20 protein-coding genes are annotated in these 22,158 nt (G+C 67.1%); 12 read left to right on the top strand and 8 right to left on the bottom strand.

Annotation, left to right across the window (positions count from 1 at the left end; all coding sequences use genetic code 11):
- Positions 1–181 precede the first annotated feature (181 nt).
- Positions 182–1,105 carry an isocitrate lyase/PEP mutase family protein gene (locus tag AC1DO7_RS02525; protein WP_441620579.1) on the bottom strand — a complete coding sequence of 308 codons (924 nt, stop codon included), beginning with the start codon at positions 1,103–1,105 and terminating at the stop codon, positions 182–184.
- Positions 1,106–1,110: 5 nt separating this feature from the next.
- Positions 1,111–2,073 (bottom strand): tripartite tricarboxylate transporter substrate binding protein, encoded by a 963-nt coding sequence (locus AC1DO7_RS02530; protein WP_441620581.1) that lies wholly within the window; start codon positions 2,071–2,073, stop codon positions 1,111–1,113.
- Between the two features lie 146 nt (positions 2,074–2,219).
- On the opposite strand from AC1DO7_RS02530, the gene AC1DO7_RS02535 reads away from it, so the two are divergent.
- Positions 2,220–3,131: a LysR family transcriptional regulator gene (locus AC1DO7_RS02535; RefSeq protein WP_477115754.1), complete on the top strand. Its 912-nt coding sequence runs from the start codon at positions 2,220–2,222 to the stop codon at positions 3,129–3,131.
- 109 nt (positions 3,132–3,240) lie between these two features.
- Here the strand turns inward: AC1DO7_RS02535 and AC1DO7_RS02540 are convergent, their stop codons facing one another.
- Positions 3,241–5,175 (bottom strand): FTR1 family iron permease, encoded by a 1,935-nt coding sequence (locus AC1DO7_RS02540; protein ID WP_441620586.1) that lies wholly within the window; start codon positions 5,173–5,175, stop codon positions 3,241–3,243.
- A gap of 214 nt (positions 5,176–5,389) precedes the next feature.
- Positions 5,390–6,484 carry an NADH:flavin oxidoreductase gene (locus tag AC1DO7_RS02545; protein WP_441620588.1) on the bottom strand — a complete coding sequence of 365 codons (1,095 nt, stop codon included), beginning with the start codon at positions 6,482–6,484 and terminating at the stop codon, positions 5,390–5,392.
- A 283-nt stretch (positions 6,485–6,767) separates the two neighbouring features.
- Between AC1DO7_RS02545 and AC1DO7_RS02550 the strand changes: the two genes are divergently transcribed.
- Positions 6,768–7,550: an IclR family transcriptional regulator gene (locus AC1DO7_RS02550; protein WP_441620590.1), complete on the top strand. Its 783-nt coding sequence runs from the start codon at positions 6,768–6,770 to the stop codon at positions 7,548–7,550.
- Between the two features lie 21 nt (positions 7,551–7,571).
- Here AC1DO7_RS02550 and AC1DO7_RS02555 read toward each other — a convergent pair whose 3' ends face one another.
- Positions 7,572–8,546: a homocysteine S-methyltransferase family protein gene (locus AC1DO7_RS02555; RefSeq protein WP_441620592.1), complete on the bottom strand. Its 975-nt coding sequence runs from the start codon at positions 8,544–8,546 to the stop codon at positions 7,572–7,574.
- Between the two features lie 376 nt (positions 8,547–8,922).
- A complete protein-coding gene (locus tag AC1DO7_RS02560; RefSeq protein ID WP_441620594.1) occupies positions 8,923–9,798 on the bottom strand; it encodes a LysR family transcriptional regulator in 876 nt (291 codons plus the stop codon).
- A 96-nt stretch (positions 9,799–9,894) separates the two neighbouring features.
- Here AC1DO7_RS02560 and AC1DO7_RS02565 point away from each other — a divergent pair, with 96 nt between their 5' ends.
- The 10 genes from AC1DO7_RS02565 to AC1DO7_RS02610 all read left to right on the top strand — a co-directional run bounded on the left by AC1DO7_RS02565 (position 9,895) and on the right by AC1DO7_RS02610 (position 18,865).
- On the top strand, positions 9,895–10,773 hold the full coding sequence (locus AC1DO7_RS02565) for an HpcH/HpaI aldolase/citrate lyase family protein (protein WP_441620651.1): 879 nt from the start codon (positions 9,895–9,897) through the stop codon (positions 10,771–10,773).
- A gap of 78 nt (positions 10,774–10,851) precedes the next feature.
- Entirely contained in the window at positions 10,852–11,802 is a 951-nt protein-coding gene (locus AC1DO7_RS02570) for a tripartite tricarboxylate transporter substrate binding protein (protein ID WP_477115757.1), read from the top strand.
- A gap of 37 nt (positions 11,803–11,839) precedes the next feature.
- Positions 11,840–13,033, top strand: a complete 1,194-nt coding sequence (locus tag AC1DO7_RS02575; RefSeq protein WP_441620596.1) for a CoA transferase — start codon at positions 11,840–11,842, stop codon at positions 13,031–13,033.
- Complete coding sequence (locus tag AC1DO7_RS02580) at positions 13,026–13,934, top strand: amidohydrolase family protein (protein ID WP_441620598.1); 909 nt, start codon at positions 13,026–13,028, stop codon at positions 13,932–13,934. Before AC1DO7_RS02575 ends, AC1DO7_RS02580 begins: the two co-directional genes overlap by 8 nt.
- Positions 13,935–13,959: 25 nt before the next feature.
- Positions 13,960–14,925, top strand: coding sequence for a tripartite tricarboxylate transporter substrate binding protein (locus tag AC1DO7_RS02585; protein WP_441620600.1), 966 nt, complete (start codon positions 13,960–13,962; stop codon positions 14,923–14,925).
- A gap of 458 nt (positions 14,926–15,383) precedes the next feature.
- On the top strand, positions 15,384–15,692 hold the full coding sequence (locus AC1DO7_RS02590) for a c-type cytochrome (protein ID WP_441620602.1): 309 nt from the start codon (positions 15,384–15,386) through the stop codon (positions 15,690–15,692).
- Between the two features lie 73 nt (positions 15,693–15,765).
- A complete protein-coding gene (locus AC1DO7_RS02595; RefSeq protein WP_441620604.1) occupies positions 15,766–16,383 on the top strand; it encodes a twin-arginine translocation signal domain-containing protein in 618 nt (205 codons plus the stop codon).
- Positions 16,384–16,491: 108 nt separating this feature from the next.
- Complete coding sequence (locus tag AC1DO7_RS02600; RefSeq protein ID WP_477115755.1) at positions 16,492–18,057, top strand: GMC family oxidoreductase; 1,566 nt, start codon at positions 16,492–16,494, stop codon at positions 18,055–18,057.
- Positions 18,058–18,098: 41 nt separating this feature from the next.
- Positions 18,099–18,449: a ribbon-helix-helix domain-containing protein gene (locus tag AC1DO7_RS02605; protein WP_441620608.1), complete on the top strand. Its 351-nt coding sequence runs from the start codon at positions 18,099–18,101 to the stop codon at positions 18,447–18,449.
- Between the two features lie 20 nt (positions 18,450–18,469).
- Positions 18,470–18,865, top strand: coding sequence for a VOC family protein (locus AC1DO7_RS02610; protein ID WP_441620610.1), 396 nt, complete (start codon positions 18,470–18,472; stop codon positions 18,863–18,865).
- Between the two features lie 38 nt (positions 18,866–18,903).
- Here AC1DO7_RS02610 and AC1DO7_RS02615 read toward each other — a convergent pair whose 3' ends face one another.
- On the bottom strand, positions 18,904–19,857 hold the full coding sequence (locus AC1DO7_RS02615; protein WP_441620612.1) for a glycosyl hydrolase: 954 nt from the start codon (positions 19,855–19,857) through the stop codon (positions 18,904–18,906).
- Positions 19,858–19,926: 69 nt separating this feature from the next.
- Positions 19,927–21,993 carry a di-heme oxidoreductase family protein gene (locus tag AC1DO7_RS02620; RefSeq protein ID WP_477115756.1) on the bottom strand — a complete coding sequence of 689 codons (2,067 nt, stop codon included), beginning with the start codon at positions 21,991–21,993 and terminating at the stop codon, positions 19,927–19,929.
- Between the last annotated feature and the right edge of the window lie 165 nt (positions 21,994–22,158).

The following is a 22,158-nucleotide window of genomic DNA, read 5'->3' on the forward strand; positions in this document are numbered from 1 at the left end:
GGCGTTGGACACGAGCCGAGTGTGCGGTGCGCCGGTGCGCGCGGCCATGCGCCAACGTCGCGATTTCTTGCTGTTGCGTCTTTGCTTCGTACATGTGGCCGTGCCGCCCCCCTCCGGCGGCAACCGGCGGCAACCAGTGGCAGCTACCGGCCGCCACTGAAAGTCCGGGCGGCCAAGGCGGCTAAGGCACCTGGAGCAGCCCGTCAAGCAACGATGCCTCGAACGCTGCCTGCGAAGGCGCATCGAACAGCGCATCGAAGCTGCGCACGCCCCGCACCGCCGGCGCATCCCCGGGCCCCGGGATCTCGCCTTGCAGTGCGCGGCGCAGGGCGTCGAGGCCGTCGGCCATGCCCTGGGTCGCGGCACCGGGCAGCAGCGTCGTCAGGCTCACCCTGCGCACGCCCAGGCTGCGGATCCGCTGCAGCGACAGGCTGGCCGACGCGGGACTCGGCGCCAGGCCTGTCCCGATGCTGAGCGTGACCGGAATCTCCAGTGCCTTGACCAGCCTTTCCACGTTTTCCCCGGAGCGCGGCGCGATCGGCAGCAACAGGTCCGCACCCGCCTGCTCATACGCCCTGGCGCGCGCGATCACCTGTTCCGCCGGCTCGCAGGCGAAAGCATCGGTCCTGGCAATGATGAGGAAGTCCGGGTCGCGGCGGGCTGCGCATGCCGCCCGGATCTTCGACACCATCTCGGGCACGCAGACGACTTCCTTCGGCGCCGTGGCGCCCCAACGCTTCGGCACCACCTGGTCTTCGAGGTTGAGCCCGGCCGCGCCGGCTTCCTCGAACAGCGCCACGGCGTGGTGCACCCCTCTTGCGTTGCCGAAGCCGGCGTCGCCATCCGCGGTGATCGGGATCGAGGACGCGCGCGCGAGGCGACGGCAATGCTCGACCGTTTCCGTAAGGCTCAGCAGCCCGATATCCGGCACGCCCAGCATGGCGTACGAGAGCATCGCGCCGCTGATGCATGCGCTCGCATAGCCGGCCTGCTCGACCAGCCGCAGGCTGAAGACGTCATGCACCGCGGGCGCGACGACAAAGGACTCCTCCCGGAGCAGCTTGCGCAAGGACGCCTTCGTCGAAGCCGGTGTTGCTGCACGCATCGCCATCACTCCTTCGGCATGCTGTCGGCCAGCTTGCGCATGACCGCCCGGCGGCCCGCGATCTCCCTGGCCCACTCGTCGCCGTTCAGATAGGCGAGCACGGGCGCGTCGTTGCCCGCCTTCCTCAGGTATTCGGGGTCCTTGAGCGTCGCCTGGATCGCCAGCCTCAGCTTCGCCACCAGTTGCGGCGGAACGCCCGCCGGCAAGGCGATACCGCGCTCCGCCGGCATCACGTCGTCGATGCCCTGTTCCCTCGCGGTGGCAACGTTCGGCATCGAGGCGGCACGCCGGTCGCTCATCTGCGCGAGGATCTTCAGTGGTACCGCCTCCTTGCCCGCGTCCTGCATCTCGCCCGTGGTGACGGCGGCAAAATCGATATGGCCGCCGAACAGCGCGGTCTTCGACTGCGAGGTGCCGTTGAAGGAAATGTCGTTCAGCTTCACGCCGCCGGCATTCTGCAATTGCAACAGCGCAAGGTGGCCGTTGGTACCCACGCCGTTATGGCCGAACGACAGCGAGCCGGGGCGCTTCTTCAGCGCTGCCACCACATCGCCCAGGGAGTTGTAGGGAATGTCCTTCCTGGCGACGAGAATGGTGGGATCGCTCAGCACGCGGGCGACGAGCTGGAGCGCATTGGGGTCGAACTGCGTCTTGCGGTACAGGGGCCCGAATGCCATGGCGGGCAGGTTCACCACGCCGACGGTGTAGCCGTCCGCCGCCGCATGCATCAGGCCGATGTTGGAGATCTCTCCCGCGGCGCCCGGCTTGTTCTGCACGACCAGCGTGGCATGGCCGCCCAGGTGCTTCTGGATGAAGGGCGCCATGGTGCGCGCCATGGTGTCGGTGCCGCCGCCGGCCGCAAAGCCGACAAACACCTGGATCGGCCGGTCGTTGGGCCACTCCGCGAACGCCCCGGCGCAGCCGCACGCCAGCAGACCACAAAGCAATATGCGCAGACCACGTTTCATGTCATTCCTCACCAGGCATCGTCGAACAATGCGCCAACGATACGCAGCACCGGATGATGAAGAAAGCGACAATTATTCAATATGGCATATGAACAAAAGGAATATGATGCGTTCCGCTCCGTTCCTGTCGACAAGCGAGGATGCCGATGACACTCAAACAGCTGGAAGCGTTCTTCTGGGCCGCCAGGCTCAGCAGCTTTTCCGTGGCGGCCAAGCGCCTGCACGTCACGCAATCGACGCTGTCCAAGCGGATCGCGGAGCTGGAAAGCGACCTCGGCAAGGCTTTGTTCGACCGCACCGGGCAACGCGCCGTGCTGACGGATGCCGGCGCGCAACTGGTGGRGCACGCCATGCGCATGCTGGACATCGAGAGCCGGATCCGGGCCGACCTCGACGTGGCGGCTTCGCTACGCGGCAGCACCCGGTTCGGCATCAGCGAACTGGTCGCCTCGACCTGGTTTCCGCGCTTCGTGGCGCGCGTGCGCGACCTGCATCCGAACCTTGTGCTCGAACCACAGGTCGACCTCACGCGAAACCTGGAAAAGCGGCTCGAGCGGGGCGAACTGGACTTTGCGATCGTGCCCGGCCCGATTGCCTCGATGGCGCTCTCCTTCGACGTCCTGGGCGAGCTCGAATACCGCTGGATGGCCGCGCCACAGCGGCTTGCGCCGGGGACCGTCCTGACACCGGCGCACTTCGAAGACAATCCGGTGATCATGCTCAGCGCCGAGGCCGGCCTGTCACGCGCGCTGGAAAACTGGGCCGACAGCCAGCAGATCGTCATTTCGCGGGCCGTCGTGTGCAACAGCCTGGCGGCGCTGATCGCGCTGGTGATCGCCGGCGTGGGCATCAGCCTGTTTCCGCGCGCCTACGTCGCGCCGCTCGTCCGCGCCGGCAAGCTGGCTGAACTCGCCAGCACCCCGGCCCCGCAGAACCTCAAGTATTGCTTTCACTGGCGCGGCGGCGATGCCCGGTCGCTGGTATCGAACCTGAGGGCAATTGCCGGCGAAGAGGCGGATTTCTCGGCAACGTCCGCCTTGTGGCCCGGCACGCACTGACGAGGCACCCGCCGGGCAAGGCGACGCCGGCCACCCTCTGCCGGCGCGTCGTGCCGGACCAGCGCCGCCTCAGCAGCCGGACGGTCCGGCGCCTCGCGTCGGTGCATGCTCATTTCGCCCCGGACTTGCGCGCCGTCATCACATTGAAGCCAAACCCGAGCAGCACGATCGCCAGCACGGCAAGCTGCGCGCCGAGGGTCTGCACCGTGGGAAACAAGCCGAGGATATCGAGCCGCGGTCCGTCGATCGGCGTGGCGCCGATCCAGCCGGCTTCCTGCAGCGCCACCGCGCCTTTGCCGATCAGTACCACGGACAGCACGCCGACGAGTATCGACGTCACGGAGAAGAACTTGCCGATCGGGATGCGGGCGCTGGTGCGAAGCAGGATCCAGCCCACCACGACCAGGACCAGGGCGGCGGCGAGAAAGCCTGCCAGCAAGGCCGCATGGCTGCCGTTCGCCGCCAGGGCGGAATAGAACAGGACGGTTTCGAACACTTCCCGGTAGACCGCGACGAACGACAGCATGAACAGCGCCCACGCGGAGCGCCGGTCCATCGCCGACGAGAGCTTCTCCTTTAGGTAAGCCTGCCAGCGGCCGGCGCTGCTCTTCTGGTGCATCCACAGGCCGACGCTCAGGAGCACGAGCGCGGCGAAGACCGATCCGACCCCCTCGGTCAGTTCCCGGCTGGCGCCGCTGATGGTGACCAGGTAGGTTGCCGCCGCCCAGGTCAGCGCGCCCGCCACCAGCGCCGCCATCCATCCGCCGTGCACGTAGCGCAGTGCGTCGCGGCGATCGGCCCGCTTGAGCACCGCAACCATGCCGACCACGATCAGCAGCGCCTCCAGGCCTTCGCGCAGCAGGATCGTCAGCGCACCCAGGAAGGTCGCCGTCGGGCTGGCGGGCGTATCCTCCAGCTCGCGCTCGACCCGGCCGAACAATTGTTCCAGCCGCTGTGCGCCCTGCTCTGCCTCCTGCTGCGTCCCCTTCGAGATGGCGGAGCGGTAGCTAAGCATGGCCTCCTCGACCTCGGCGAGCAGCGCCTTGTTCCGCGCGCCCACGGTCGGCTCGATCGGCTCGAAGCCATCCAGGTAGGCCGACAACGCAAAGCGCGACGCATTGTCGCGTTCGCCCGCGCGCAGCGCGGCAACGCTTTCCTGCAGGCGCTGGCGGGACAGGGCAAGACCGGACGGCTTGCCCGCATTGATGACTTCCGGGTGCGCGCGCAGATAGGCCATCACGTCACGCGCGCTGCCCTCGGGCAGCTTGCGCGCCGCCTCGGCCTCGGTCGCGCCTGTCATGGCGCCGAGATCGGGAAAGACCTCCCGGGCCGCGGCATCGGATTTCCACAGCGCCTTGCCGCGTTCGCGCATGGCGTCGCTGTGCGACAAGCCGCCGGCGAAGAAGGCGAGCGCCCAGCGGTCTTCGTCCGGCAAGGTCGCAAAGGCCGGCATCGCCGTGCCTTTCACACCCTGGGTGATGGCCTGGTACAGCGCCATGAGGCTGCGCGAGCGCGCGCGCCCCGCATCCGTGAAGGCAATCGGTGGCGGCTCCAGCCTGGCGCCCAACGGACCGTCGCCGGCACCGGCCGCGCCGTGGCAGGCCGCGCACTGCGCGGCGAAGAGCGCCGCTCCCCGGGCCAGTTCCGGCGGCTTCGCCGGCGAGACCGGTATCGCATACGCACCGACCAGCAATGCGTTGGCCTGGTGCGCAAGGCCCGCCACCTCGGCGGCATCGGCCTTGCGCACGATGGCGGCGCGCAACTGTTCGATGATCCCCGCGATCTTGGCCTTGGCCGCGCCATCGGGCAGCGCCCTGGCCTGCCGGGCCGCGTCCTCGGCAAAATCCAGCATCTCGCGGTACTCGCTGTCACTGACCACCGCGCCATTGGCGACCGCGCCGTGGTAGTCGACCGCGACATAGTCGAGCAATTGCCAGAGCTGCTTCGCGTCGGCGACGGGTGCCACGGGCTGGGCCGTGGCGGCTCCGGCCAGCAACGCCCAGCACAGCGCGCCGATCCAGCAGAATTTCACGGTCGTCCGCATACGATGCTTTTCAAATGGAAATGATAAGCATTGTACTTAGACCGGCCGCGCCGGCACCGACAGGAACCCGCAATCGTTTGCCCCATCGTCTCAATGTGACGCGGGGCAGTGCCGTATCGCCAGGTCAGTGCCTGCCATTGCACTCGCGGCGCGCAACTGCCCGATGCGTCCCGGCCGGCCCTCCCCCGATTCCCCCAGAAAGGGCCGGCCCTGCTCAGTACAGCGTTGCCATGCTGGCGCGCTCGAAATCACCGAGCTCCGCGGTCCGGTTCTCCTTGATCTTGACCACCCATTCCGGGTCCGCCAGCAGCGCGCGTCCGACCGCCACCAGATCGAACTCGCCGCGGTCGAGGCGYTCGAGCAGCGCCTCGATCGAGGCCGGGCGGGAACTCTCCCCGCCGAATGCGCCGATGAAATCGCCGCTCAGGCCAACGGAGCCAACCGTGATGACGGCCTTGCCGGTCAGCTTCTTCGCCCAGCCGGCGAAGTTCAGGTCCGAGCCGTCGAATTCCGCGTCCCAGAAGCGCCGCTGCGAGCAGTGGAAGATGTCCACGCCGGCGTCCGCCAGCGGCTCGAGCCATTGCCGCATCTCTTCCGGCGTCGCGGCCAGCCGCACGGTGTAGTCCTGCTGCTTCCACTGGCTGAGGCGAATGATCAGGGGTACGTCGGGGCCGATGGCCCTGCGCGTCTCGCGCACGATCGCCGCCGCGAAGCGCGCCCGCTCGGCCAGGCTCTGGCCGCCCCATTGGTCTGCTCGCGTGTTGGTGCCCGCCCAGAGGAACTGGTCGATCAGATAGCCATGCGCGCCGTGCAGTTCGATGGCATCGAAACCCAGTGCCACCGCATCCCTGGCCGCGCGCCCGAATGCCGCTACCGTATCCGCAATGGCCTCCTCGGTCATGGGCGCACCGAAGACCTTGCCGGGCCTCGACATGCCGGACGGCGAATCTACCGGCTGCGGCTTGTAGTGTTCATGGCGGCCCCTCACGGCGCCGACATGCCACAACTGGGGCGCGATCACGCCGCCCTGCCCGTGCACCGCCTGCACCACGCTGCGCCAGGCCGGCAGTGCCTCGCCATGGAAATCCGGCACGTCCGGGTCGTTCTTCGCCGCCTGGCGTTCCACCGCGGTGCCCTCGGTCACGATCAGGCCCACCTCCGCCGCCGCCCTGCGCGCGTAGTAGGCGGCAACGTCCGCGGTAGGCACACCGCGCGGCGAGAAGGAGCGGGTCATGGGGGCCATGACGATCCGGTTCTTCAAGCGAAGGGATTTGCACTGGAACGGTTCAAACAACGGGCTGGCCGACATCTGGGCTCCTTGCTGGTCAGGTCAGGAGCGCAAGATTAAGCCGGCTTTTCTCCAAGCGCCATGCTTATGCGGCCGGTGCATTCACCGTGTGCACCGGCTCGATAGTGCCGGGCGCAACCGGACAAATATGCCAGATGCCGCGCCAGCGCCGGTCCGCACCGGATGGTGGCCCGGCCGGGCTGCCATCATTGGCGGTGGCGCCGGCCATGCAGGTCTGCCTGTCGATGTATCGAACACAGGCACACTTTCTCAAAAGCGGTACGAGTGTTCTATATTCGGGAACATGAACAACACCCTGCTCAAGGGGCTGGCCGTGCTGGAATTGCTCTCGCGCGCCGACCGCCCCCTCAACCTGACCCAGATCGCCACCGAACTCGGCATGGTGAAAAGCAATGTGCACCGGCTCATGCAAGGGCTGACCGGGCTGCGCTATGTGATTCGCGACGAGGACAGCGGCACATACTCGGCGTCCATCAAGCTATGGGAGCTGGGCTCGGCGGTGCTGGCGCGGCTGGACCTGCGCCGCCACGCCGAGCGCCAGATGGAGGCGCTGCTGAATCGGACCGGCGAGAGCGTGCACCTGTCCGTGCTGGACCGCGGCGAGGTCGTGTACGTGCACAAGGTGGAAAGCCTGGCGCCCGTGCGCGCGTACACGCAGATCGGCGGCCGTGCACCGGCGTACTGCGTGGCGACGGGCAAGGCACAGCTGGCGTTTGCCGGGGAATCGGTGCTCGCGGAGATGGCGCGCCACCTGCAGCCGCAAACGCCGCATACCATCGCGCGGCCGGCGGCCTTCATGAAGGAAATGCGCACGGTGCGCGAGCAGGGCTACGCCGTCAATCGCGGCGAATGGCGCGAGACCGTATGGGGTGTGGCGGCGCCGATCCTGGACTCGCGCGGCACCGTGATCGCCGCGGTGGGCATTTCAGGGCCGGCCGAGCGCGTGCGCCAGGCGGACCTGGGCGCGTGCGCCGCGCTGGTGATTGCGGCGGCGGCGGACATCTCCGAGGCGCTTGGCGGCCAGCCCGGCCTCGGCGTGCTCGGGCGGCTCGGGGCGCGGCTGTAGCCCGGCCCGACGGACGCGCTATCAGGCGCCGGCGCCGCCCTGGCGCGCGCGGGGATTCTGCGCAAAGGCGTCACAGATCGCGACGATATGCCGGTGATCGGTGCCGCAACAGCCGCCAACCACCGCGAGTTGCTTCAGGTGCCGGCACAGCCCCAGGTAGCGCCCGGCAAGGTCGGCGGGATCGCCCGGGTCAAGCGTGTCGGACTCGTCGAGTTCCGCGTGGCTCTTGGTGGATGCGTTTGCCCGCACGCCGCCGATGCGCCCGGCCCACCCGGTCCCGCCCGACACCACGCCATCGAAGTGGCTCGGGTGCGCGCAGTTGATCATGTAGTAGAGCGGCCCGTCGGCGGTGTCCCGGTCGACGCGCCCGATCGCCTCGCCCAGCGCGTCGCCCGACGGCAGCCTGCCGTCCGTCTCCACGGTGAAGGACACCACCACCGGCGCATTGACTGCCCTGGCGGCACGCACGATGCCGATCGCCTCTTCCGGATACGTCATGGTGACGGCGGTGATCATGTCCACCCCCGCGTCGCAGAGCGCCTCGATCTGCAAGGCATGATATTGCTGCGCTTCAGCATCGCTCATGCGGGCGCTGACCTCGTAGCCGTCCCCGCGCGGGCCCACCACGCCGTTGATGACGATATGCGTCGTTGCCGTGGCATGGGCTTGTCCGAGCCCGGCGGCCCACGCCGCCGAGCGGCGGTTGGCGTCGGCAATGGCCTGAGGCGAGAAGCCGAGCCTTTTGCCCCAGTCGGGGTTCGCCCGCCAGGTCGGGGTATCGAGGATAAAGCCCAGGCCGCGCTCGGCGGCCGTGCGAAGGTATGGCGCGAAGTAATGCCCGAGCCGCTGGCGCCCCTCATCGGTCAGTACCAGCGGAAACGCCGCAAAGCATGGCAGCTCGATCCCCTCCAGGAACACCAGGGTGGTTTCGAGCCCGCCATCCGTCAGATAAAGGGGACCGCCCAGCCTGGGAAGGGAATGTGAAGCGCGTGGCATGGCGGCACCTCCAGAACTGAATGCCATGACTCGAATGCGAGCGGCAGCCGCGTCCGCGTGGCGTGGACCGTGCGCCGCGGCCAAGCCGCTATTGCGCCACAGGTGGCGCGCCTGCCGGCGGCGCCGCCGCGAAGGGCCCGGAAGACGCGGCCATCCGCTTGCGCGCCGGGCATCCTCCTCGTCTGTCCATAGCATAGTAGTAGCGCGGCGCAGATGCGCACCGGTCGCGCACCGGTCGCGCGGCAGGCGCCGTGGCCGGATGCCGGAAACGACACGGCCGCAGCCTTGAGGCGCACCTCGTGCCGGCCGACCGCGTGGCGACACGATGGTGCACATCCGGCGGCGTTCGCGGATGTGCCACAGGCCTGTGCCCGCTTCAGGTCCGCGCCGCGAGGCGGGCCTGCTCGAGGAACGATCTGATCAGGGCGGCGCGCGGCGACGTCCTTCGCCAGAGCACGCCGAACCGGCGCGGCTCCGGCTCCGACGGCAACGCAAGCTTCACGATACGCAGCGCCGAGGTGAGCGGCGACGCGATATCCGGAACCAGCGAGACACCCAGGCCGCGATCCACCATCATCGCGATCGCGAGCAGGGAGCTGAGTTCGAAGCGCTCTTGCGATGGCACGATGCCAGCCTTGCGCAGGTACTCGTCGGCCTGCCTCCCTCCGCCGAGGTTCCGGTCATAGCGGATAAGCGGCCTGGTCCGCAGCAGCTCATGCGCCGCGACGCGCCGGTCGCGCTCCGCGGCCAGCACCACCAGCGGCTCCTGGCGCAACAGTTGCCAGGCGATGGCTTTCGGGATCGGGAAAGGCGGATGCAGGCAGACGGCGGCATCGAGCTCCGACTGCTTGATCGCGTCGTAAAGCTCGCCCGACATCGCCGACTGTATGTAGACCGACACGCCGGGATGTTCTGCCGTGAAGCGCGCGAGCGCATCCGGCAGAAGGCTGTGGAGCGCGGTGTTGATGGTTCCGATGCGAAGCTCGCGCACCTCGTCGGCCTGGTTCACCCATCCGCGCAGGCCATCGACCTCCCTGAGCAGCGATACGCAGCGCTCGGCAAGACGGCGCCCCGACTCCGTGGGCGCCACGGTCCTGCCGGCCCGCCCGAGCAGCTTGGTCCCGAGTTCTCGCTCGAGCACCTGGATCTGCTGGGAAATCGCCGCCGGCGTGACGCCAAGCCGTCGTGCGGCTTCGGCCAGCGACCCTGTCCCGGCGACCAGCGAAAACGCCCTGAGATATGCGGTTTCCATAGATTCTCTATTGTACGAATATAGAAAAGCATAGTTTATCTTCGTTATCGCATGTCCCACACTGCACTGCATTCCCACAGAACAACGGTGTTGGCCATGAGAAGCAAGCTATTCGTCCCCGGGTCGCGCCCCGAGTTCTTCCCGAAGGCGCTGGCAGGCGACGCGGATGCCCTGTCCTTCGACCTGGAAGACGCGGTCGCCGAGGAGAGGAAGGCCGATGCCAGATCCCTCCTGTCACGGCTCCTGCGGTCCAGCGAGGCACGGGCGGCCGGCAAGGTGCTGATCGTTCGCGTCAACGGCATCGCCACGGCGCACTTCGAGGCGGACCTTGCTGCTGTCGTGGTGCCCGGACTGCATCTGGTGAACGTGCCGAAGCCGGAATCCGCCGATGACGTCCGCCGCGCGGCGCTGGCAGTCGAGCAGGCGGAGCGGGCCAACGGCTTCACCGAGGCCGACGCCAAGGTCCGGTTGCTGCTCAACATCGAGTCGCCGGCGGCGCTGCGTCGCGCCGCCGAGCTGGCTTGCGCGCATCCGCGTGTCGCGGGGCTCCAGCTCGGGCTCGGGGATCTCTTCGAGCCTGCGGGCATCCATCGACGCAACCCGGCAGCCATCGCGGCGGCCATGTTCGCCGTGCGGATGGCCGCCGCCGAAGCCAATGTCTTTGCCTGCGATACCGTGTTCGCCGACATCCGGGACGCCGCGGGCTTCCGGGCCGAGGCGGAAATGTCCAGGCAGATGGGCTTTGTCGGCAAGAGCTGCATCCACCCGAGCCAGATCGCACTCGCGAACGAGGTCTATCGCCCGTCCGACGAGGAGATCGCGCATTCGCTGCGGGTTGTGCAGGCCGCCGCCCAGGCGCAGGAAAAGGGGATCGGCGCCTATGTCGTCGACGGGAAGATGATCGACGCGCCCTTCGTGCGGCGGGCGCAGGCCATCGTCGATATCGGCAGGCGACTGGGACTGGTCGCGGCCTGAAGCGGCAATACACACAAGAAATACAGGAGACAGACCGTGAAGACCTCAACGTCAAGCCATGCCGCCGCATATTTCGCGCTGATCGCCGCGTCCGGCACGCTGGCCGCGTCGCCCCATGCGCACGCCGCGYAGGAATATCCGTCCAAGCCCATCACCATCGTCGTTCCCTATCCGCCAGGCGGCTCCAATGACACCTTCGCGCGGATCGTGGCGAAGGAAATCGGCGAGGAGCTCAGGCAGCCGGTGATCATCGACAACCGGCCCGGCGCAAGCGGCAACACCGGTACCGGGATCGTGGCAAAGGCGGCGTCCGATGGCTACACCCTGGTCGCGGTGTCCTCGAGCATGACGACCAACGCGGCCATACAGAGCAAGCTGCCCTACGACGCGATCAAGAGCTTTGCGCCGGTAGCGATGCTGGCCCAGGGCCCCTTCATCGTGGCGGTCAGCAATGACTTTCCCGCCAGGACGCCGCAGGATCTGGTCAACGCGATCCGGGCCAATCCGGGCAAGTTCAACTATGCGTCTTCGGGCCCCGGAAGCGTCAATCAGTTCGGCACGGAACTGCTCAAGGCCAGGGCCGGGAAACTCGCCATCACACATGTGCCCTACCGCGGCATGGGGCCAGCCATCACCGACCTGATCGGCAACCAGACGCAGGTGCTGATCTCGAGCGGCCCCTCGCTGCTGCCCATGGTCAGGGCCGGCAAGGTCCGGGCCGTTGGCATCACCAGCCTGAAGCCCAGCCCCATCGCGCCGGACCTGGTCCCCATGGCCAGCGCCGTCCCGGGCTACGAGTTTGAACTCTGGTGGGGCTTTCTCGCGCCCGCGGGCACACCCGCGGCGGTCGTCGACCGGCTCAATGCGGCAGTGAACACGGCCCTGGCCAAGCCATCCGTCAAGGCCGCCATCCTCAAGGAAGGCGCCGAGGCAAAACCCGTCACCCCCAGGCAATTCGCCGACACCATCGCCGCCGATGTCGCCAGGTGGAAGCAGCTTGCCAGGCAGCAGAACATTGTCGCGGACTGAGTTTCCATCCGCATCCGGAGGCTTTATGCAAACCAACATGACTGCCGCAGACTGCGCATTCGGCGCATTCGGCGCATCGCGGCCAGGACAGCCTGGCCCGCTGAGCGGCGTGCGCGTGCTCGACCTGAGCGCCTATATCGCCGGCCCGTATGGCTGCTCGCTGCTCGCGGACCAGGGCGCGGAGGTCCTCAAGGTCGAACCGCCGGCGGGCGACAACCTGCGCAAGTATCCTTCGACGCTGGAAGCCGAGAGCCGGGCCTTCCTGGGCGTCAACCGAAGCAAGCTGGGCGTGGTGCTCGACCTGAAAGATCCGGCCGGCCTGGAGCGGCTGCTTGCGCTGGTGCGCAACGCGGACATCCTGGTCCACAACTTCCGCCCCAGCGTCCCGGACCGGCTCGGCATCGGCTACGAGCAGCTCCGCGCCATCAATCCGCGCCTGATCTACTGCGCCGTCACCGGCTACGGCGAGACGGGCCCGCTCAAGGACAAGGCCGGCTACGACCAGGTGCTGCAGACCATGACGGGTATGTGCACGCTGCAGGGCAAGCACGGCGGCCCGCCGGAGATCCTGTACGGCTCCGTGGTCGATTACTACGCGGCGGCGCTGGTCGCGGGAGCGGTTGGCTCGGCGCTCTACGAGCGCGAGAAGAGCGGCGTGGGGCAATATGTGGGCGTGTCGCTGCTGCGTGCGGCGCTGACCATGCAGTCGGCACGGATGGTGTGGGCCGACTCGGAACCCCGGGAGGTCGGGCGCGACATGCGCTCCGGCGGGATCACGGGCATCCATCCCACCAGAGAGGGCTATATCTACATCTCCGCCAATACCCCGCATTTCTGGAAGGCGCTGTGCGAGAAGACCGGCCTGACCGAGCTGCTGTCGACCGACCGCTACGATACCGTGCGCAAGCGAGCCGAGCACCAAGAGGAAATCGTGCCCCGGCTGCACGCCGCCCTGGAGGGACGGACGGCCCTGGACTGGGAAGCCGTGTTCGGCGAAGAAGTTCCATGCGCGGCCGCGCGCTCGGTGGAAGACATGTTCGACTTCCCGCAGGTCGCCGCGGAGGACATGGTCACCACGTTCGACCACCCCGTGGTCGGCCGCTATCGCGGCTTCACGCGCGCCATCAGGTTCGGCCGTACGCCCGGCCCCGAGCCATTCGCCGCGCCTACGCTCGATCAGCATGGCGACAAGGTCCGCGACGCAGCGGACAGGCTGGGACGCGATGCCTGATCCCATGGCGGGCCGCACCGGGCCGCTGGTGCCGCCGGTGCCGCTGGTGCCCAACAGCTCGGCGACTGGCGCCCCGCGCAGCGCGGCGCTCGCCGATGCCTGCGACTCCCACCTGCACATCTACGACACGCGTTTCGCCGCGGTCGCCCCGGTTCTGGCGCAGGCCACGGTGGAAGACTACCGTCGCGTGCAGGCATTGACCGGCACCACCCGCGCGGTCATCGTGCAGCCGCGCTGCTACTGGACGGACAACAGCGCCACGCTCGACGCGATCCGGCGGCTGGGCGCCGCCAGCACGCGCGGCGTCGCGGTGATACGGCCCGATATCACGGACGATGCGTTGCTCGCGCTCCACGCGGGCGGCATCCGGGGGATACGCTTTTCGCTCTACACGGCGGCACACGCCGTGGTGGGATTCGACATGGTGGAATCCCTTGCAAGCCGCGTCGCCGGGCTCGGATGGCATTTGCAGCTGCATTGGACCGCGGACCAGATCGTCGGACACCGTGACTTGCTGTCGCGGCTGGACACCCCCCTGGTCTTCGATCACCTGGCCCGCTTGCCCCTGCCCGGGGGAACTGCCCACCCCGCGTTTGCCGTCGTGTCCGGCCTGCTGGATGGCGGCAAGGCCTGGCTGAAGCTGTCCGGCGCCTACCTCGACTCCCTCGCCGGCGCCGCCGGGCGCTATGCGGATATCGATCCGGTGGCAATGGCATGGGTGCGAACCGCCCCCGACCGACTGGTCTGGGGCAGCGACTGGCCTCACCCCACGGAGACCCGGCACAAGCCGGACGATGCGCTGCTGTACGACTTGCTCACCCATTGGTCGGGCAGCGAGGAGGTCCGCCGCAAGATCCTGGTGGACAACCCTGCCTTGCTGTACGGATTCGAGGCCGCATAAGCCGGCCATCCTCAAAGGAGACAATATGAAAAAGACGCTGCATGGCCTTGGCAAGAGCCTGGCCATCCTGGCCGCCCTGCTGCCGCTCGGCGCGCTCGCCTTCCCCGACAAGCCGATCCGCATGGTGGTGCCCTACTCGGCGGGCGGCGGTGCCGACAATACCGCGCGTATCGTGGCGCAGAAGATGGGAGAGATCCTGGGGCAAACGATCGTCATCGACAACAAGCCGGGCGCCGGCGGCGTCATCGGCGCCGACGCCGTGGCGAAGGCCACGCCAGACGGCTACACCGTGCTCTATGACGCATCGGCATTCGCGGTCAACGGGGCCCTGCGCAAGCTTCCGTTCGATCCGGCCAGGGATTTCATTCCCGTCTCGCTGGTGGCAACCGCGCCGCAGATCCTCGTGGTAGCAGCAAACGCACCCTACAAGTCCGTTGCCGACTTCGTTGCCGCGGCCAAGAAGGCGCCCGGCAAGCTGACCTACGCGTCCGCCGGCGCAGGGACCGGGTCGCATCTTGCCGCGGAGATGTTCAACGAACAGGCAAGGATCGAGCTGCTGCACGTGCCGTACAAAGGCGGAGCGCCGGCGCTCACCGATGTGATGGGGGGACAGGTCGCATCCTATTTCGGCAACACGGCCTCGACGCTGCAATACGTTACCGGCGGCAAGCTCAGGGCGCTCGCGGTGACCTCCAGGACGCGGATGAAGGCCTTGCCCAATACGCCGACCCTGGCCGAGAGCGGCATGCCCGATTACGAAGTGCTCGAATGGAACGGCCTGTTCCTGCCCAAGGGCACCGCACCGGACCGCATGCAGGCCATCGCCAACGCCGCGCAGAAGGCAGTTGCCGATCCAGGCGTGCGTGCCAGGCTGCAGCAGGCCGGGCTCGATCCGGTCGGGAACGCCCCGCAGGCCTTCGCGGGCTTCCTGCAGACAGAGTCCTTGCGCTGGCATGCACTGGTCAAGGCCCGCAGCATCCGGGTCGAATAACACCGGCTGCCTTCGCTGCGCCGCCGCTTCACCCGCTATTGCCCGGCCCGGGCAGGCGCGAGGCGCATCGCCTGAGACGAGAATCAAGGCAGGCTCCAGGCGATTCTCATAGGATGGCGCGGCGGTTCCCGCCGGCCTCGCGCCACGGCATCGCGGCGAGCGCGAGGCGGGACACATCAAGGACTGACTGAACCCGCCCGGCACGGCAACGCGGCGGCACGGTTTCTTGCTGCTATGCAACAGCCCGCATGCCGTGCGCGGGCGCGCAGCAGAATCGCCGCTCCGGCTCACGCGAGTCGGCGCGCGTTGCCGCCAACGGGATAGCCAGCGCAACGTGGCTGCCCCTCAGGGTTTTCCCTGCGAATAGCGGGCTGTGACCCGCGTATGCCAGCTTGCTCCTATAGTCAAATCCAGTCCCGCACCGAACGGGTACAGCAGATTATTCAGGAGCTCCCCCCATGACATCGATCCCCGCATCGTCAGCGCGAAGGCCCGCGCCATGCCCTGGCGCGGCAGCGCGCGGGCATGGCATTCGCAAGCAGGCTGCTGCCACACTGGCCGGCGGCGCATGGCTGGCGGCCGGGCCTGCGTACAGGGAGGCCGCCGCGAAGTACGAGGGGATGGATCCGGCGATGTTGGCCGCCAGCATCCAGGCGCGCAAAAAGGGCAAGCGGGGCCAGCCTGAAATGCCGCCCCGGCCGGGCCTGTCGGATGCCGCTGCCAGGGTGTTGGCGCGGCAGGTGCCGGACGGAAGCCCCGACAAGTAACCGCCTGCATCGCATCCATGCGGTACCGGGCCGGCACAGGACGGCCACGACCAACACGCTGGAGACCCCCACCATGCAAATCATCCCCGTTTTCCCGGTTGCGCAAGCGCCCGATGGCGGCACCGTCGCGCCCCGCAAGACACTCGCCATCACACGCAGGAACCTGCTCAAGGGCACGGGCGTGCTGATCGGCACGTTGGCCGTGGGCAGCCCGTTGGCGCTGCTGGCGCCCTCCACCGTGTGGGCGGTCGAGCTCAAGACGCTGAGCAAGGCCGATGGCGACACCCTGCTCCAGATGGGGCGCGTGCTATTCCCCCACGACAAGCTGCCCGATGCGGTCTACGCGCTGCTGGCCAAGGACCTCGACCAGGCCGCCACCGCCGACGCGCAGGTGGCCAAGCAATTGCAGGACGGCATTGCCGCGCTGAACCAGCAGGCCGGCGGCAGCTTCGTCAAGGCCGGCGCCGAGCAGCGGCTCGCGGCGGTGAAGGCGCTGGAGGGCAAGCCCTTCTTCGACACCGTGCGCGGCAAGTGCGTGACCTCCCTCTACGACAACGAGATGGCATTCGCCACCTTCGGCTACCCCGGCTCGTCCTGGGAAAAAGGCGGCTATATCGCGCGCGGCTTCCAGGACCTGAAGTGGCTGCCCGATCCGCCGGCCAAAGCCAGTCCTGCCCCCTACATGGGCTGACCGCCGCACAAGGTCGCCGCGGCAAGTGCATATCCCGGTCCGGCGCCATGGCGTGCCGGACAAAAGCGGGCCCGGGCCAGGCGCCGGGGTTCGACATAGGAGACAAGCATGGCGAAGTTCGACTTCAAGGACGACTCGGTGGTGGTCATCATCGGCTCTGGCGCGGGCGGCGGCACGCTGGCCAACGAGCTCTGCCGCAAGCGCATCAAGGTCGTGGTGCTGGAGGCTGGTGGCAAGCAATCCAGTGCCAGCTTCATCAACGACGAATGGAAGGCCTTCAGCCAGCTGGCCTGGCTGGACAAGCGCACCACCTCGGGCAGCTGGCGCGTGGCCAAGGACTTCGCCGGCCTGCCCGCGTGGACCTGCAAGACCGTGGGCGGCACCACCACGCACTGGGCCGGCGCCTCGCTGCGCCTGCAGGATCATGAGTTCCGCGCGCGCACGGTGTATGGCGAGATCAAGGGCGCCAACCTGATGGACTGGCCGCTGACGCTCAAGGAACTGCAACCCTACTACGCGAAGGCCGAGGACAAGATGGGCGTYACCCGCACCAGCGGGATTCCGGGGCTGCCAGGCAACAACAACTTCAAGGTCATGTACAACGGCGCCACCAAGCTGGGCTACAAGGAAGTGCACACCGGCAACATGGCGATCAACAGCCGCCCTCGCGCGGGGCGCGCGAGCTGCATGCAGCTCGGCTTCTGCTTCGAGGGCTGCAAGAGCGGCGCCAAATGGTCGACCCTGTACACCGAACTGCCCCAGGCAGACGCCACCGGCCGCTTCGAGCTGCGCACCCAATCGCACGTGACGCGGATCGAACACAATGACAAGGGCCGTGTCAACGCCGTGGTCTACATCGACCAGGACGGCAAGGAACAACGCCAGATGGCGCGCATCGTCTGCGTGGCCGGCAATGCCATCGAAACGCCGCGCCTGCTGCTGTCGTCGTCGAACCTGTTCAAGGACGGCCTGGCCAACTCGTCGGGCCAGGTGGGGCGCAACTACATGCGCCACATGACGGGGTCGGTCTATGCCGCATTCAACGAACCGGTGCACATGTATCGCGGCACCACCATGGCCGGCATCGTGCGCGACGAGGCGCGCAACGACACGCGGCGGGGATTCGCAGGCGGCTACGAGCTGGAGACGCTGTCGCTCGGCCTCCCGTTCATGGCGGCGTTCCTGAACCCCGGCGGCTGGGGCGCGGACTTCACCTGGTGGATGGACCGGTACACCAACCTGGCCGGCGCCTGGCTGGTGGGCGAGGACATGCCCCGCGAAAGCAACCGCGTCACGCTGAACACCAGCGTGAAGGACCAGTTTGGCAACTACGTGCCCAACGTGCATTTCGACGACCACGACAACGATGTCGCCATGCGCACCCACGCCTATACCCAGGCCGAACGCATCTACGGAGCGGTGGGGGCAATCAAGACCTTCCGCACACCACCGTATCCGTCGACCCATAACCTGGGGACCGCCCGCATGAGCGCGCGTGCGCAGGACGGGGTCTGCAACAAATGGGGACAGACCCACGACATCCCCAACCTGTTCATCAGTGACGGCAGCCAGTTCACTACCGGTGGCGCCGAGAACCCGACGCTGACCATTGTCACCCTGGCGATCCGCCAGGCCGACTACATCGCTTCGCAGATTTCGCGACGCTCGATCTGAGCACCTCGAGCATTCAGCACCGATCCCGCCAGGAGCCGCCCATGTGCGAATTCTTCATCACCGCCGATCCCATCCTGTACGAATCGCGCACGCGCTCCATCCGCATTCATGGCGTGCAGTCCAGCATCCGGCTCGAGAACTTCGTCTGGGACACGCTCTCGACGCTGGCCGCGGAGGAAGGCATGACCACCAATGCGCTGATCGTGCAGTTCCACGACGAGATCCTGCGGCACAGGGGCGACGTGCTGAACTTCACCTCCTTCCTGCGCGTGACCTGCCTGCGCTACCTGCGCCGCAAATGCGACCGGCTGGAGGGCGGCGCCAGGCCCGCCGACAGCCCGGCCGAAGCCCAGGTGTTCCCGCACCCCAAGCCATCGCGCATCACCCACTAACGCTCCTCGAGCCCATCACCATGGCCAAGTTCATTCATACGATGATTCGCGTGCGCGATCTCGAAGCGTCCATGAAGTTCTACCGCGACGTCCTCGGCATGACGCCGTCGCATACGCTGGACTTTCCCGATTTCGCGCTGGTGTACCTGCGCAATGCCGAGAACGATGCCGAGATCGAGCTCACCTGGAACAAGGGCCGCCAGGAGCCCTACACCCATGGTGACGGCTACGGCCACGTTGCGGTCGTCGTGGACGATGTGGCGGCCCGGCATGCCGAACTGGTCCAGGCCGGCTACCAGCCGCTTGCCGTCAAGGAGTTCAAGGACGGCGACACGCTGCTGGCCCGCTTCTTCTTCATCCAGGACCCCGATGGCTACAAGATCGAGGTGCTGGAGCGCCATGGCCACTATCGCTGAATGCGGCTGGTCTAACAGGGAACCGGCCCCGAGTCGAATCAGTACGGCAAGCTCAGGTAGTACCGGCCAAGCGCCGTCAACTGGCCGTCGGCGGCAAGCAGGCCCGTGAAATGGACATCGCTGCCCCATCGACCCGTGAACCACGCGTACCGGAACACGTCGGGGCGCTGCTCGCATGTCGCCACCATGTCCTGCATTTGCTGCTTCTGCTTGTCCGGCGTGTCGATCTGCGCGCCATCGCTGCCTGAGTGCCAGTTGGCAAACTCGGTTACCCAGAACGGCTTTCCGTATTTGGCAAGGCGATCGAGCTGACCGCCCAGGCCATAGTCATACCAGTGGAAGGCCAGGTAGTCGATCTGCGGATCCCGGTTGCCGTTGGCTGCGCGATACGCCGTGTAGAACGCGTCGAGCCACGTCACCGGATCCTCGAAGCCAGGCATTGTTCCCCATGTCACGGTGGGACCCACCAGCTTCACGCCGGTATGGGCGCCAATGCTCTCGTAGCGAGGCCACGCGGCAGCGGCGGCGGCTGGCGCAAGGTTGGCCTGGTCGACCAGGTTCGGCTCGTTCATCAACAGCAGATACCGGATCCCTGGATGGGCGCGCAGATACGCCTCTATGGCGGCAGCGTCGAAGCTCCCGTTCCAGAGCATGGGAATGTAGTCCATCCCATAGGCAGCCTTGACGTCGGCAGGCGCCGCGGCAGCCGGTTGCGATGCCCAGTTGTACCACCAGGATACGCCGGGTGCGAGAGCGGCGAAGTCGGCCGCGCTGGCCAGATCGTAGACCACGCCTCGCTTGGCGCTCTTGTTGATGGTTGGCGTCGATACAGGCGGCGTGGCAGGCGTGGCGGGTGCGATGCTCCCCCCATTGCCGGCGGCTCCGTTGCCGCTGTTCGGTGCGGAGGCATCCTCGCCGCCACCGCATGCCGCCATGGCGAAGGCCATCGCCATGGCCAGCAGACCGTGGCCGATCACGTTGCGCGCATTCATTGGAAATTCCGAAAGAAGACTGTGAGAGCCTGCTCACGCCAATCTGCGGGAGCGAGCAGGCGACCCGGATTACAAGGACTGCAGAAACGCTGCGATCGCGTTGCGGTCGTCCTTCGGGAGGGCCTCGTAGCGCGTGCGGCTGTCCGTCGCCTCCCCCCCGTGCCAGAGGATGGCTTCCGCCAGGCTGCGCGCCCGACCGTCATGGAGCAGGCGCACACTGGTGTCGGCGCCCTGGACAAAGCGCAGCGACCCAATGCCCCACAGCGGCGCGGTCCGCCATTGACTGGGATAGGCGCGTGCTTCCGCCAGCGTGTCGGCCAGCCCCGGACCCATGTCGTGCAGCAGCAGATCGCTGTATGGATGGATCGTCTGTTCGCGCAGTTCGGCAAACGGGTGCGTATTGCCGGTCTTCATGGTCGGGGTGTGGCAGGCCACGCAGCGGACTTGCGTGAACAGATCGCCGCCGCGTGCGATCAATGGCGGGTCGACATCATGCTCGGGCGACACGCGCACGCCATCCGGGAAGCCGCTGCGCAGCTTGCGCTGGGCGGGCACGCCGATGAGCGACAGATAGKTCGACAGGCGCTGCAGYTCRGTCTCGCTGACCGAGGWGGGSACGGTCGASCCGCGGCAATCCGGCGCRCCRCGCTGGCAACCMCGATCCGGCARKAYCGGCGAGGTGACRCCCATGTCTTTCATCAGCGCATCCGCCGCCTGTTGCCGGATGCTTCCCTTCGAGGCCTTCCAGCCGAACCGGCCAAGGTGCGTCTTGCCCGTCTCCGGATCGACGACGAAGTTCGGCACGCCTTTCACGCCGTCGCCATTGGCATCGTCCGGATCGGCCAGGGCGAGAATGGTTGGTTCGGCAACGGCCTCGAGCAGGYCCATGCCGATGACCTGCGGCGCCTGGCGCGTCGAAAAGCTCGCCGGCGTGGGGCCCTTGAACGCATAGACCGGCTTGACCAGTTCCACCTTCTCGCCCTCGGGCAATGTGCGCACCGTCGTCTCGTACGACTGCACGGTCACGTCATAGGCAGGCGCGGCGGGGTTCTGCGCATGCTGTTGCACGTTGTGGCCATAGACGGGATCCGGCTTGCCATCGGCCGTTGCCGTCAGGAACGATATCGTATCAAGCCCGGCACCAATGCCCGACGCCTTGCTGCGCCCGTTGTTGGTATGGCACTCGATGCAGCGCGGCTGGTTGTAGCGCGGGCCGAGCTGGCCGATGTGCGCCGTGAATACCGGGTTGTCCTTGTCGTGCTCCGAGTGCGTGCCATCCGCGAACGACGTGTGGAACAGGCGGCGACCTTCGACAAAACGCTGCGTATTGGCAATGCCGATGTTGTTCGCCATCTGCTGGAAGACCCGCATCGGCTCCTCCGAGTAGTTGTACGAAATGCTGGCCTGGCCGCCCAGCAGCGTGTCGTCGGGCAACGGCTCGGAGTCGAGATTGGGCGCAATGCCGTACCACGGGCGCATGCCCACGCCCACGATGTAGAGCTGTTCGAACGAATAGTAGCGGCTGCCCCCGCCATCGACGACCGGATCGCGCTTGAGCCTCGGCGCCGGCGCAAGTTCGACCTTGTCGCCAATCTTCAGCGGACTATGCGGATCCGTACGCCAGTTCGAATCGACGACCATCATGCAGTCTTCGCGTGGCTGGGCCTCGCGGCAGATCGGCAGCCCACCTTCCTTCGGATTATTGAAGCCATAGTTCAGCGACCAACCGTAGTCGCGCACCGTGGGGTCGAGCACATTGCGGAAGAGACTGAACGTGGTGCCATCGAAGATGCCCTGGTTGACGCGCAGGTACATCTCGATGCGCTGGCGGCCGGCAGGCACGCCGTCGCGAATCTCGATGCCGAACGTACGGTTCTGAAAGTAGAACGTCGGAAACGTCAGGTAGCGGCCGGGACCCGCATCGGGCGCGTCCCATGGTTCCCCGCGCTCGCGCGCGTGACGCTCGGTCGGGCGAGAGCCCATCAAGGTCACGAGTGTGCCGTCCGGTTCGCGATACTGGATCTGCTCCATGAGCGGCGTATCGGAGGTGAACAGCGGCGTATAGGCTTGCGCCTGCGGCGTGGACGACTGTGCCGCGGCGCCATCGCCACCGCCGCCTCCGCCACATGCGGTCACAAGGAAAATCGCGGCCAATAGGGAGGCCGGCCCACGTTGATGAGCAAGGAATTGCATGGCGTTGTTGACCCTTCTTTTTATATGGGAACGCTAGATTTATCTATGTCTTATATGTATCCGGCGAACACATTTCACCATTCAATTCGCGGGATAAGGCCACCGTTC

Source organism: Cupriavidus sp. 05N40 (assembly GCF_056397305.1).